We start from the raw sequence: 14171 nt of genomic DNA on the forward strand, positions 1-14171 counted from the left end.
TCTTGCATTGAGACATATTTTATAATTGCAAAAGTCGTTATTTATATATTTCCCCACAACATTTAGACTTGATCCTAAACTAGACTCATTCGGTCATTGTCTTTCATTTGTGTTTCAATTGTAAACTCTTCTGCATTTAAGATGGTGCTGTCATTAGATAGTTCTAGTTCATTAAGAATAGTGAGTATACCAAGCAAACGTGCTAAAGGATCCAAAGTGGATAGTGCTTCGATCTGAGGTCCAACAGTTTTTTTAATACGGTCGCCAAACAGAATCCCTTGTTTTGCTTTATTAAAGAGGTTTTTGATGTTAACCATTTCTGCAATATCAAAAAAATGGTCGCCCAGAAAGTCGGGCTTCATTTGGATAACTGTTTCTCTTGAATGATCGGTCTCTTCACTATTAAAACCGCAGTGTGGTAAATTGCTACCTATTAATATAAGGTCACCATCATGAAAATAAGAAAGGTGATTGCCTACTTGTCGCTTACCTGAGCCAGTACTAATGTATACTAATTCAATTTCTGGATGGTAGTGCCACTGATTGTTGTGACTGTTATTGCTTTTTTCGTGATTTGATATAGAAAATGAACTCCCAAAGGAAGGAACTATAATTTTTAGGTTAGGTATTATAGGTCTCATTTGTTTTGATTTATTTTTATGCAAAGATAAGAAACATTGCGAATTTGTTAATGTATTTAACCTTTATCGATTTCGTTAGTGATAAAATAACGGTAAAGTGTAAAAATGATGCATAATGCGTAATGCGCTTGCTGTAGTTTATGAGTTATAATACAAACGTTGCTCTTTTGAGGTATTAGCGGTACAGCAAATCATAACTGTTTTGTACTTGTCCTTATAATGGAGGTAAAATGTTTGTTTAAATAGTATATAATTGTCTGTAATAACGCTGCATTTTTTTTTAAGAAATAAAAAGCGTTTTTATCAAATGTTGCATTTCCTAGCGTTAGTGGTTTTAGTTGCGGTTCTTGGTAAGGTAAAATTGTGTTATTTAGTTTAATTTTTCAGATTGAAAAAGCAATTCCGTATTAATTGTCAAATGTGTTTAAAAAGCAGGTTAAAAATAGGAATCTTCATTTTTTATCCGATTTTGCAAAAATAAGATTATTGCGAAATATTCAAAAATAGTGTGCTTTATCGTTTTCGTAAAAGGTAAAATACCGTATAATCGTGAAAAACCTGCATTATATTCAACGAAATGGATGCTGTAGATTTGTAATAGTTAAAAGGATTATAAATCTAAAAACTTTAATTATGAAAAAGATCTTAAAATTTGGTTTGGTATTGTTAGTAGTATTAACAGCTATGAATGTACAAGCTGCAGAGGTAGACTTTTCACTAAATGTGAAAAAAGGAGAAGGAAAGACGGTAATTTTTGCTTTAGATAAAATGGATAATGTTGAATTGTCTATTTATGATGCAAATAAAGAACTGATTCATTCAGAAAGTATTAAGTCAAAAGGAAGTATTAACAGAACATATGATCTGAACAATTTACCTGAAGGGACTTATTTCTTAGAAGCAGAATCTGATATAAAAATAGCTAGGTATAAAATAGCTGTTGTTGGAGAAACGGCTACTTTGGAACAAACAGCAGAGTCAGTAGTTTATAAACCTATGCTTGTGAACAATAATGGTGTGGTTTCGTTAAGTGTTTTAAATTCTAAGGAAGAGCCTGTTACTGTTAAAATCTACAATGAGGGTGGAGCTGAAATGTACAGTATGACCACTAACGAGCAATATGTAGGTAAGTTTTTTGACATTAAAATGTTTCCGCGTGACAAGTATACGTTTGTTGTCTCTTATGCTGATGGTATCATGGTTAAAACGGTTTCGGCTAAATAATAAATAGTTTGTTTTTTTAAGTAGTAAACAGCTCAATTTTTTGAGCTGTTTTTTTTTGTTATCTATTATTTGTAATTTGATCCATTACCCAGCTGGTATGTGTTGCTGTTTTTCCATTTGAAGGATGCATAGTGTTTTCTGATAGTTGTTCTTTCATTGCTTTTACATGGTAGAATTGTACGTTTTCTGGGTGTGCGATAAAGAGTGATGTTTTTCCATCTTCATTTGAAAGGATTATATTTTCGTCGTTAAAAATGGAAAATTCAATTTTACCTTTACTTCCGTAGATGGAAACCTTGTCCTCTCTCGTGAAACAGCCAAAGTTCCAGCTTCCTGTTCCTGTTATTCCCTTCTCGTGAATCCAGCATGCTGTAGTCGCATCGTTAGCTGAATACAGTCCTTGTTGATTAAGACTATTCCCTGAAACTTCTTGAATGTCTCCTAGTAGGTGATTGAATAGGTCAAGGCCATGACTTGCTAAATCATCAAAATAGCCTGCGGTTGCTACTTTCGCATCAGTGCGCCAATTGTAGATTCTTGATAAATCCTGCTCAGAGGCTGGTCTGCTAAAATGCCAGCTGATATGTCTGACTTCACCGATACTGTTAGTTTCTAGCCAATTTTTTACTTGCTCAAAACGAGGTAAAGTTCTTCTATAATAAGCAACAAATAACGGAAGGTCTTTTTCTCGAAAGGCTTCGTATATCGCATTGCTGTCTTCGTAACTGGGGGATAATGGTTTTTCGATACAGCATATTTTACCTGCTTCGGCTACTTTTAGACCATATAGTTTGTGGGTGTCTGGGGGAGTAGCGATATAAATGGCGTCAATTTCAGGGTCGTTAATTAGCTTATCGGCGTCAGTATAATATTTTTTTATACCATGTCTTTTGGCGTAATCGGCCGCTTTGTCCTTGTCTCTTCTCATTACTGCTGCTATCTCAAAACCAGCTGTTTTTTGATATGCGGGTCCACTTTTCTTATCGGTTACATTACCACAGCCTAGTATTCCCCAGCGAACAATAGTTGTTTCTTTATTTGAATTTGACATTCAGTTCTTTTTTGTTTCTCTTAGCGTTTATATAAAGGCTAAAATAAGAAAAAGAGACTGTTTCAAGTTTATTTTGAAACAGTCTCTTTTATTTTTTTTTTTGATCTATATTCTTTTCAACTTATTCTACATACAGCTTTAACAACAATGCTAATACTGATAGGCTAGTGGTAATTAAGAAAAAACCACCGATGTAAAAGTGTGCCGCTTTGTTTGTGTTGTATTTTGTTGCAGCTTCTTATCCTTTTTGAGTCTCTTTTTCGTTTCGTAAATGATCTTTAAAACACTGAATTATTGATAATGAACTGTATTCTAATAAAGAAACAAAGAAGAATGAGGTTGTGCAATACCCACTTTTAGCGATGTTTAAGAATTTGAGTTTTGATTTGTATCGAATGTTTAGTCGCAACCATCAATGCCGCAGCTGTTTCCGTCATTTGTCTCTATTAAGGTCACTTTTGAATCGAAATCACCTTCTTCCCACACTTTTTCCAGTGTTTTTACGAATGTTTCAACATGCTGAGCGCCAGAAACTGCATATTTATTGTCGAAAACAAAGAAAGGAACCCCTTGAACTCCTATTTTCTGTGCCATTTCGATATCTTCTTTTACTGCAGTTCCGTACTCATCTGAATGTAATACGGTGTTGATTTCTGTTGCATCAAGTCCAACAAGGGTACCTAGATTAGTCAAAGTCTTAATGTCGTCTACATTCTCGCCATCTGTAAGGTAGGCTTTAAACAATAATTCTTCTAATTCATTTGACTTGTAGTATTTTTTTGCCAAGTGTAAAAGTCGGTGTGCATTGAAAGAATTAGCCATAATAGCTTTTTCAAAATGAAAGTCCAATCCTGCGTTTTTAGCATTTTGAGTCATGCTATCCATCATTTCTTGAGCCCATTCTTTGTCTTTGCGGTATTTTTCGGCTAGATGCTCGACCATATTGTCATCTTCAGATGCAACAAAGCTAGCATCGAGTTGGAAACTTTTCCATTCAATTTCTACATTAGCTGCATGAGGAAACTCTGCTAAAGCTCCTTCAATTCTTCTTTTTCCTATATAACAATAAGGACACATAATATCCGACCAGATTTGTACTTTTAATTTATTTTCCATCTTTATTTAATATTTGTATATACAAATTTAGTAATAAATAAATGATTTGTAATTGGGTTTATGATTTTATTGGGATTTGTATTTCTGAATAGCGTTTGCGGAATAGGGGATTCATCTCGTTATAGATTTTTGGAAAATGAATAGGGGGAGAGTTCGATTATTGAGGTTAAAATCGATAATAATTGGTCTAGTTGTACTATGGTTTTATTAGCTGTTGGAGCTTTTTTTAACATAAAAAAAATCTTTTTTTTTACGTGTAGCGATATCGTAATAGTTGATTTTTCTTACTTTTATAATTTATAAGACGTATTTTTTACGTAATAAAGTATTCTTGTTAATACCATATATTACGTGGTAAAATAATATAAAAGAGTCTATTTAATTGCATTTACTGTTTTTATAAAGTAAAATATTTTTAGATATGTCAAATATAATTATATCTTTGTTTTAAATAAACGTAAATAATACGTTTTATAAAAACAAGCCGAGCCAAAAATATCAAATATGAAATTATTAATGTTAAAATCGAAAAGCGCTACTTTTTTAGCGGGGCAATTTAAACCTAATGGCAAATTAATTTTTAAACTTTTAACTGTAGGTTTATTTCTCTCGCATAGTGCTGTTCAAGCGCAGGAGGGGAAAAAAGAGGACACTCAAAAAACTTCTATGGTTGAGGATGAATACAAATCATTCAATATAGGACTGCATTTAAAGAACATGCATACATGGCATGGATTTGTAGTAACGCCAGCCCCTATGCTTGCTACTAATTTAGAATACAATTCTAGAAATAAGAAATTCACTTTTGGTCTTTGGGGTGGAGCTGGTTTTTCGGCGACTACTACAACAAATTACAATGGAGAGCAAATCAATGCGAGTTACAAAGAGTTGTCTATTTATACTTCTTACCATATTACTGATAAATTTTTCATTGAAGCGGTTTCTCATAACAACTATACTGGTGTTGAGGAAAGAGGGGATAAATTACATTATTGGAGTTACGATAAAACACAAGGATATAATTTTGTAGATTTAAACTTTGGTTATCAGGTTACTAAGAGTACTTCATTGTATTTAGCGACTATAATTGCTGGAAGATCTGGTGATTATGAGGTGCAAGCAAACGGGACATTGAAGGATTCCTACACACATTATTTTGAAGTAAAAAGTAAAGTATGGGAGCAGGATAACAATAGCCTGAGTTTATTTGCTGGTGGTGCTTGGTCTTTTATCACTGATAAAACATTCTATACTGAAGGCAAAGGAAATATCATTAATGTAGGTGCGGTTTATTCAAGAAAAATAAAAGCGGCTGGTTTTGTATTACCAGTTGAGGTTACTGCAATGTGGAATCCCGAAAAGGAAAAAGCAGTTTTGCAGGTTGATCTAAGAATATTTTAACAGCACTTATTTTTTTAAATTTATTAACGATTACAAAAACAAAAAAACCATGAAAAATTTTTTAAAGAAATCAATTAAACCATTATTAGTAATGGCCATAACGGTTAGTTTAGCTAGCTGTATCGATAAAGGTAAAGATGCAACAAAGGAAATTAAATCCAGTAATGCAGAGATTACTAAAATTGAAAGTGCAAAGGATTTAAAAGGGATGAAAATAGGATATTGTACTCCATCACTAGACGCTCCTTATTATCAAGCACTTTTAACAAGTATCAAAGAAAATACCGAGGGTAACGGAATGGAGTTTTTATCTGCTGACGGTCAAGGAGATATCAATAAGCAAATTGCTGCTGTCGAAGATTTGATCACTAAAGGTGTTGACGCTTTATTATTGAACCCAAAAGATCCTATGGCATTAGTTGCGGTTACTAAAGTGGCTAAAGCTGCTAATATTCCAGTATTCATCATCGATAGTTCTATAGATCCTTCAGCTGAATTTGTGACTACAATTCAATCTGATAACTTAGCTAACGGACAATTAGCTGGAGAATGGGTTGCTAAAAAGTTTGGTTCTAAAAAAATGAAAATTGCTTTATTGAGTGGGAATGCAGGAAATCCTGTTGGACTAACTCGTAAACAAGGACTTTTACAGGGTATTACTGAGGAGCAATTAAGAAGTTTAGGATATATTGATCTTAATGTGGTAACACAAATGTACACAGAGTGGACATATGCTGGTGGTTTGAAAGCTATGGAAGATATATTAGTTGCTCATCCAGATGTGAATGTTGTAATTACAGAATCTGATGTTTGCGTATTGGGTGCTATTAAAGCGATTGCTCAGGCTGGAAAAACAAACGACATCTTAATTGTTGCAGGTGCCGATGGTCAAAAAGAAGCAATCAAATACATTATGGATACTGATTTCTACGGTTGTACTGCTATGAATAGTCCTGTTCAAATTGGAAAAAATGCGGTTGAAGCTGCAATTCAATATATTAATGGTAAAAGAGATTTTGCTAAAAAATCTTATACAGCGCCATTATTGATTACTAAAGAAAATGCTGCACAATATTACAATCCAAAAGCATTGTTTTAATATTATAAAACTAAATTAAATGGGAAATTCAGAAAGTGAATACCGACTTGAAGTCAGCGGAATAACCAAAAGTTTTGGTGTTGTTTCTGTTCTTGAAGGTGTTGATTTAAAAGTAAAGCATGGGGAAATTCATGCTTTACTTGGCGAAAATGGCGCGGGAAAATCAACATTAGTTAAAATTCTTAGCGGCGTACATCAAAAAGATAGTGGTACGGTATTGCTTAATGGTAAAGAAATAAATCCTAAAAATACGCATGAAGGTCAGGTATTAGGAATTAGTGTTGTATACCAGGAATTATCTTTAGTTAATGATTTATCAGTAGCCGAAAATATCTACTTGCACAAATTAGGGGCAAGTAAGTTTTGGATGAATTGGAAAAAAATAACCAAAGATGCTCAGGAATTAATTGATTCTTTGGGTTTTGTTATCGATGCTTCGGCCAAGGTGAGAGATTTAAGTATTGTTCAAAAGCAAGTAGTGGAAATTGCTAAAGCTTTATCAGAAGATACTAAAGTATTGATCTTGGACGAACCTACTACCGTTTTTGACCCAAATGATGCGAAGAAATTATTTGAAAACCTTATCCGATTAAAAAAAGGAGGTATGTCTATCATTTATATTTCGCATCATTTAGAAGAAATATTTAAAATAGCCGATACTATTACTGTCCTTAAAGATGGTATTGATACTGGTAGCATGGCAACTAAAGACATTGATAAAGACGGTGTTATTCGTTTAATGATTGGTAGAGAATTAGACGATTTGTTTCCTGCAAGAACTTCTACAATAAGTGAGGATCCCATTTTTGAAGTAAAAAATCTTACTGGGATTGATGGCTTTGTAAAAGATGTGTCTTTTTCAGTACGAGCGGGAGAAGTATTAGGTGTTGCCGGTTTAGGAGGAAGTGGAAGAACCGAGATGGCGAAGCTAATCTTTGGTGCCGATAAAAAGAGATCGGGAACACTTATCTTAAACGGAAAAGTGATTACTATAAAAACGCCTGTTGAAGCTGTAAAACACGAAATAGGATTTGTGTCTGAAGACCGAAAAGAAGAAGGGGTGTTTTTACCGCTTTCAATTAGAAAAAATATAAGTATTACTAGTTTTAGTCCTATTTCAAGTAAACTAGGTTTTATAAATAATGAAAAGGAATATAATAATGTTCTTGGTTTAATAGAAAAACTAAATATAAAAACTCCAAGTTCTGAGGTTGATGTTAAAAATTTATCTGGAGGTAATCAACAAAAAGTAGCACTTGCAAAGTGGTTAAGTATCGATAGTAAATTGATTATTATTGACGAACCTACTAGAGGAGTTGATGTTGGTGCCAAAGTTGAAATTTATAACCTTATAAATGAAGTGGCAAAAAAAGGGGTAGCTGTTATCGTAATTTCTTCAGATATGCCAGAAATTATGGGAATCGCAGACCGAATTTTAGTGATGCACAAAGGAAGAATATTTGGTGAATTACCTAAAGATAAATTCTCAGAAGAAAATATTTTAAGATATTCTATTGGTGAAGAATTAAAAAATTAAATTTTAAATATAAAACAATGAATACGACTATAAAAGAGCAACTTAGTACTCCTGGTGGAATATTAAAGTTTTTGATCAAGCACAACACGATTGTAATATTTGTGTTATTAATGATTTTTTCAGCATTAATTTCAGATGTGTTTTTTACAGAAACCAATCTTTCTAATTTATTAAAACAAGTTGCTGGAATAGGAATTATTAGTATTGGGATGTTAATCGTAATCTTAACAGGCGGAATTGACCTTTCTGTAGGTTCGTTAGTAGCTTTACTGGCGGTTACCTTTGCTATCTTGGTTAATACAGTTTTATTGCCTTTTGCAATACTATTAACTGTTCTACTTGGTTTTGCTCTAGGTAGTTTCTCGGGTTATTTAGTCGCTTATCAAAAAATTGCTCCGTTTATAGCCACTTTAGCTTTAATGACAATCGCTAGAGGTTTAGGATTTATTTATTCTAAAGGTTCACCTGTTACATTTAATTCAGCTGGAGGGACATTCATGTCTGACTTTGCAAATAAATCAACACTTGGGGTTCCAAATATTGCCATCGTATTTTTTATTATCGTGGCAATCACATCTGTAATGTTAAAGTACAATGTTTTTGGAAGGTTAGTTATCGCGATGGGAAGCAACGAAGAAGCTTCTCGTTTATCAGGGATTAAAGTCAATAAATACAAATTTTTAGTATATGCCATATCAGGTTCTTTGGCTGCAATTGCGGCGATTATTACTGCTTCGAGAACAAATTTAGGATCTCCTAACATGGGAGTTTCTTGGGAATTAGATGCTATTGCTGCAGTAGTTATTGGTGGTGCTAGCTTAAATGGAGGTAAAGGAACAGCAATCAATACGTTAATGGGTGTGCTTATCTTAGGATTAATAGGGAATATCTTAAACTTATTAAATGTGCCATCTTATCCACAGCAAGTGGTTAAGGGAGGTATTATCATTCTAGCAGTATTATTTCAAAAATTCGAAGGCAAAAAACAATAAATCATGAAACATATTAAATTAAACAACAGGAGTTTAAAAGAACTTGCTGATAGGGTCGCTGTACCCAATTACAACCGAGAAAATATTAAGACAGGCTTCGTGCACGTAGGTGTTGGTGGGTTTCATAGAGCGCATGAGGCCATGTATTTAGACCAATTGTTACACGATGAGTCTAATGCAAATTGGGGTATTTGCGGAGTGGCTTTGTTGTCTTACGATCAAAAAATATATAATACGCTTAAAGATCAGGATGGTCTATATACACTAGTAGTTAAAGAGCTTGATGGAACTTTAACTAAAAGAGTTATTGGGTCTATTACTGAATATTTATTTGCTCCGGATAGTCCAAAAGCGGTGATTGAAAAAATGGCAAATCCTGAAGTTAAAATTATAAGCCTTACCATTACTGAAGGCGGTTATAATTTGAACGAAGCGACTGGTGCCTTCAATTTTGGCAATCCTCAAATTATACACGATAGTAAAAATGCCGATGCTCCAATAACTATTTTTGGATATTTGACCCAAGCTTTAAAACTTCGTAAAGAAAGTAATAGTGGTGCTGTTACCATTTTATCTTGTGATAATATTGAAGGAAATGGAGACGTGGCAAAGAAAATGCTTTTGTCTTATGTAGAATTTGCGCAACCTGATTTATTAGAATGGATTGCTGCAAATGTATCTTTTCCTAACAGTATGGTTGACCGTATTACGCCTGCTACAATGCCTGCTGATATTGCTGAACTTAGTGAAGTTTCAGGAATAGAAGACCAATGGCCTGTGGTTTGTGAATCTTTTCAACAATGGGTAATCGAGGATAAGTTTATAGCAGGAAGACCAAATTTGGAGGCTGTCGGCGTTCAATTTGTAAAAAATGTAGCTCCATTTGAAAAGATGAAATTGGGTTTACTAAACGCAGGACATTCCGTTGTGGGCATTCTCGGTAGTTTAATGGGTTATTCAACAATTGACGAGGCTATTAGTGATCCAGCGATTGGAACTTTCTTAGCTGACTATTTAGATGTTGAGGTAACGCCTATTCTTCGTGATTTAGATGGAATGGATTTAACGGCATACAAACAAACACTTATAAACCGTTTCAGTAATATTTATATCAAGGATCAAATTGACAGAATCTGTTCTGAGACTTCAGCAAAGATTCCAAAATTCATCTTGCCAACTGTACAAGAGCAATTAAAAGCGAATAAAGCAATTGAACATGCTGCTTTTGTTGTGGCTGCATGGGCAATTTATAGTTTAGGTTTCAATGAAAAAAATGAAGCGATTAATATTAAAGATGCTTTGCAGGAAACACTTTTGGCAAAAGCCAAATTAGCAAAAGAAGATCCAAAAGTATTTTTAGAAGTGGAAGCTGTTTTTGGAAACTTAAGTCAATCGGAGATTTTTAGTGACGCTTTCGCGAAAGCCTATCAAAATATCGTAACTTTTGGTGTAGAGAAATGTATATTGGAGATGAATAGTAATTTTTCAATTAAGAAATAATGATAAAAGCAAGCTGTTTTGGTGAAGTATTGTGGGATGTATTTCCTACTCATAAAAAGATTGGCGGAGCACCGCTCAATGTTGCTGTTAGATTAGAATCTATGCAAAATGAGGTGGCTGTTATCAGTAGAATTGGAACTGATAAAATAGGAGACCAAGTAATAGCCTTTTTAAAAGAGAATAATGTGGAGACTAAAGGAATCCAAATTGACTCTAAATTTAAAACAGGTGAAGTCAATGTGACCTTAGATGATAAAGGGTCTGCTTCTTATGAGATAATGCAACCGCGCGCTTGGGACAAAATCGAAATGACTGATGTTGCAATAGAAGTTACCAAAGCCGCTGATATTTTTATTTATGGAAGTTTAGCATGCAGAGAGACAACATCTAAGGAGACATTATATGAGCTATTGAAATTAGCAAAATATAAAATTTTTGATGTGAATTTACGTGCGCCTTACTATACGATTGATGTTTTATCGCACTTAATGAATGAAGCAAATTTTGTAAAGTTTAATGACGACGAAATTATTGAGATCGCTGGATTATTAGGAACAGAAGATAAAACATTAGAAGAAACCATTTTGTTTATTGCTCAAAAAACCAATACAGATTGCATTTGTGTGACTAGAGGAAGTGAAGGTGCTATTTTGTATTTTGAAGGTGATTTTTATTCTAATCCGGGATACAAGATTACTGTTGCAGATACAGTAGGGGCTGGGGATTCTTTTTTAGCAACTCTTATCAATAAATTAGTAAAAAAATCAGACCCGCAAGAGTCTATAGATTACGCTTGTGCGATGGGTGCATTAGTAGCCAGTCACCAAGGTGCTAACCCAAAGATTGAGGAAACGGCAATTAATGACTTGATGGGTAAAACACATTCGTAAAGGAATATATTTTTTTTAACTTGAACTGGATTTTATTTGTACTAGAGCTTCATGATGTGAGTCATGAAGCTTTTTTATTTACCACCGTTTGTTATGAGATATTACTTTTGAAAATTAGTTAGCATTCCAATTTTGGATGCATTCCTTTACTTTATTTTCTCGTAGTTGAGTAAATGCGTCTAAGTAATAAGAAGTGAAAGTTTCATTTTCAATCAGGTCATCAAAAACGGATTTGATTTCAAGAAATTTAAGTGGGTTTTGGATAGAAAGTGCCGCCGTTCTAATAAGTCTGCCACTCATGGAGTCGATAATGTCATAAGGCATATCGTTATCATCTACGCCGTCATTGTATTTTGCCCATGCTGCAATGATAAAAGCAGCTTCTTTAACGTTCTTTCCGTTTTGTAATTGGTATTTGACTGTCGGCAGAATGAATAAGGGAATCTTAGCCGAACTTTGCTGGCAAATACGGAACAATTGGTCATTGATATGGGGATTTTGGAAACGGGAAAACAAATTGTTTTTATAGTTCTCTATGTTTTCTTTGTTTGAATCGGTCAGTGTTGGCGTCACTTCATTATCCAAAAATGTTTTTAGAAAAAACATAAAATCTGAGTCGTTAGCAGCTTCATGCACTGTCTTATAGCCATGTAAAGTGCCTAGAATCCCTAGTATGGTATGGCTGGCATTCAGTAATCGAAGTTTTAGATTTTCAAATGGTCCAATGTTATCCGTATATTGTACGCCCACTTTATCCCATGTAGGCTTTTCATGTATGAATTTATCTTCAATCACCCATTGCGAAAAAGATTCGCAAACAACTGGCCATTGGTCATCGATAAAGAAGTCTTCTTTAAGCGTTTGGACGTCTGTAGAATTGGTAATTGGTGTAATTCTGTCCACCATGGTATTTGGAAAACTAGTGTTTTTTGAAATCCAATCTACTAGATCAGGTTCTGTTTTATTCACATAATTAAAGAGTGATTGTTTTATGGAATCTCCATTAGACTTAATATTGTCACAGGAAAGCACGGTACAACCCGGTAGGTTTCTTAGTTTTCTTAATTTGAAAGCTTGAGTTAGATAACCAAAAACTGTTTTTGGACTAAAAGGATTTTTAATATCCTCCATTACTGCGGGATGATTGATGTCAAATTCTCCCGTTATCTCATTTAGGTGATATCCATCTTCTGCAATAGTCAAGGATATTATTTTGATGTCTGGATTTGCCATTTTTTCAATAACAGCTAATGGGTTTTCGGGACCAAAAAAATATTCCACTATTGAACCAATTATTTTGGCTTTATGACTTCCATTAAGTTCTTTGGTGTAAAGAGTATAAAGTCCGTCTTGATCTTTTAAAATATTATAAATTTTACGGTCGGAATCTAATAGGTCGACGCCGCAAATACCATAGTTAAGTTCCTTGTATTTGTCAATTAGCTCGTGAATATAATACGCTTGATGTGAGCGATGAAAATTACTCACTCCTATGTGTAAAATACTAGTTTTAATTTGAGTCCTATCATACGAAGGAATGGAAACATCTTTAGGCAACGAACTTAAGTTTTCTGCATTAAGATAATAAGATTTTGCCATAGTATTTGGTACGCTATAAAAGTGAATTTAAAAACGTTAAAAATACGTAATTATATTTGAAATTAGGCATTCTAAGTTGATGTCTTCGTCTGATATTTAATACAGTGCAAGGGAATAACTGTTAATACTAAATGTGCATTATTACATATGGATATTGGGTGATAAGGCTGCGAAAATGTGAAGTGTATTTCTTGTTACTAATAGGTATTGAGTATTCAAAAAGAGAGTGATTTTTACTCTTGATTAATGATTTATTATCCAATAAAAAAATTAAAACAGCTATATTTGTGTAATGTGCGAATAGATGGCAAATCCAATATCAAATTATGGACTTTAGAAAAATAAGTAACTTATCGGTCGATTGTGTAATTTTTGGTTTAGGGTCAGATAGTCTTAGTGTATTACTCCAAAAACGTAGTTTAAACTTATACAACAAAAACTACCCGGTAATCGATGATTGGATCTTGCCAGGTGAAAACGTTTTTAAGAGTAATAATTTAGGGCAGTCTGCAGATCGGGTTTTAAAGGATGTTACACAGAAAAGTTTCACTAACAAAAAACAGTTTAGAACCTACGGTAATCAGAAACGTGTTCAATCAGACAAAGATTTATTGTGGGTTAGGAGCCAAGGCGGAGAGGCTAGAACTATTACAGTAGTGTATTATTTGACGTTGCCCAAAGAGAATATTCTAATTGGTGCGGATAGTGATTTTAAATGGTTTCCTGTTAAATCGCTTCCTGAAGTTGGTTTTGATCACCAATTGATTATTAATGATGCATATGAAGATTTAAAAAGTAAAATTATGACAGAACCTATCATGTTTGATTTGGTTCCAGTAAAATTTACGTTAAATGAACTTCAAATAGCCTTTGAGATTTTGCTTAATATCGAGTTAGATAATCGAAATTTCAGAAAAAAAACAATCAGTAAACCCTACATCGTTCCTTTAGAAGACAAACGAAAAGTAGGCATTTCTAAAAAACCTTCTAAATTATACATGTTTAGTAAAGATGTATATGACAAAGTTGTTGAGAAAGATTATATAGTAAGTACGATATTAGTCTTGATCGTTAAACTTTTTATTTAAGCACGCTAAACCCCAATCGCAGCTTTTTTTTGG

Annotated in this window: 12 protein-coding genes; 8 read left to right on the forward strand and 4 right to left on the reverse strand. The window is 33.6% G+C overall.

Annotated elements, in window-relative coordinates:
* Positions 1-74 precede the first annotated feature (74 nt).
* Positions 75-641: a cupin domain-containing protein gene (locus tag QO200_RS12820; RefSeq protein ID WP_371540836.1), complete on the reverse strand. Its 567-nt coding sequence runs from the start codon at positions 639-641 to the stop codon at positions 75-77.
* 633 nt (positions 642-1274) lie between these two features.
* Here QO200_RS12820 and QO200_RS12825 point away from each other — a divergent pair.
* Entirely contained in the window at positions 1275-1865 is a 591-nt protein-coding gene (locus QO200_RS12825) for a hypothetical protein (RefSeq protein WP_371540838.1), read from the forward strand.
* A 58-nt stretch (positions 1866-1923) separates the two neighbouring features.
* On the opposite strand, the gene QO200_RS12830 is transcribed toward QO200_RS12825, so the two are convergent.
* On the reverse strand, positions 1924-2916 hold the full coding sequence (locus QO200_RS12830; RefSeq protein ID WP_371540840.1) for a Gfo/Idh/MocA family protein: 993 nt from the start codon (positions 2914-2916) through the stop codon (positions 1924-1926).
* A 399-nt stretch (positions 2917-3315) separates the two neighbouring features.
* Positions 3316-4032, reverse strand: a complete 717-nt coding sequence (locus QO200_RS12835) for a DsbA family protein (protein WP_371540841.1) — start codon at positions 4030-4032, stop codon at positions 3316-3318.
* 504 nt (positions 4033-4536) lie between these two features.
* On the opposite strand from QO200_RS12835, the gene QO200_RS12840 reads away from it, so the two are divergent.
* The 6 genes from QO200_RS12840 to QO200_RS12865 are packed head-to-tail and all read left to right on the forward strand — an operon-like array spanning position 4537 to position 11451.
* Positions 4537-5433, forward strand: coding sequence for a hypothetical protein (locus tag QO200_RS12840; protein WP_371540843.1), 897 nt, complete (start codon positions 4537-4539; stop codon positions 5431-5433).
* A 49-nt stretch (positions 5434-5482) separates the two neighbouring features.
* Positions 5483-6532 (forward strand): substrate-binding domain-containing protein, encoded by a 1050-nt coding sequence (locus tag QO200_RS12845; protein ID WP_371540844.1) that lies wholly within the window; start codon positions 5483-5485, stop codon positions 6530-6532.
* 19 nt (positions 6533-6551) lie between these two features.
* Entirely contained in the window at positions 6552-8069 is a 1518-nt protein-coding gene (locus QO200_RS12850; RefSeq protein ID WP_371540846.1) for a sugar ABC transporter ATP-binding protein, read from the forward strand.
* Between the two features lie 17 nt (positions 8070-8086).
* Positions 8087-9061: an ABC transporter permease gene (locus QO200_RS12855; RefSeq protein ID WP_371540848.1), complete on the forward strand. Its 975-nt coding sequence runs from the start codon at positions 8087-8089 to the stop codon at positions 9059-9061.
* Between the two features lie 3 nt (positions 9062-9064).
* Positions 9065-10561 carry a mannitol dehydrogenase family protein gene (locus QO200_RS12860; RefSeq protein WP_371540849.1) on the forward strand — a complete coding sequence of 499 codons (1497 nt, stop codon included), beginning with the start codon at positions 9065-9067 and terminating at the stop codon, positions 10559-10561.
* Positions 10561-11451 carry a carbohydrate kinase gene (locus tag QO200_RS12865; RefSeq protein WP_371540851.1) on the forward strand — a complete coding sequence of 297 codons (891 nt, stop codon included), beginning with the start codon at positions 10561-10563 and terminating at the stop codon, positions 11449-11451. The genes QO200_RS12860 and QO200_RS12865 overlap by 1 nt, the downstream gene beginning before the upstream one ends.
* Before the next feature lie 114 nt (positions 11452-11565).
* Here the strand turns inward: QO200_RS12865 and QO200_RS12870 are convergent, their stop codons facing one another.
* Entirely contained in the window at positions 11566-13050 is a 1485-nt protein-coding gene (locus QO200_RS12870; protein WP_371540853.1) for a mannitol dehydrogenase family protein, read from the reverse strand.
* Between the two features lie 326 nt (positions 13051-13376).
* On the opposite strand from QO200_RS12870, the gene QO200_RS12875 reads away from it, so the two are divergent.
* Positions 13377-14138, forward strand: coding sequence for an NUDIX hydrolase (locus QO200_RS12875; protein ID WP_371540855.1), 762 nt, complete (start codon positions 13377-13379; stop codon positions 14136-14138).
* Positions 14139-14171: the final 33 nt, after the last annotated feature.

Origin of the sequence: Flavobacterium sp. Arc3, from assembly GCF_041431375.1 — a bacterium.
Classification (GTDB): Bacteria; Bacteroidota; Bacteroidia; order Flavobacteriales; family Flavobacteriaceae; genus Flavobacterium.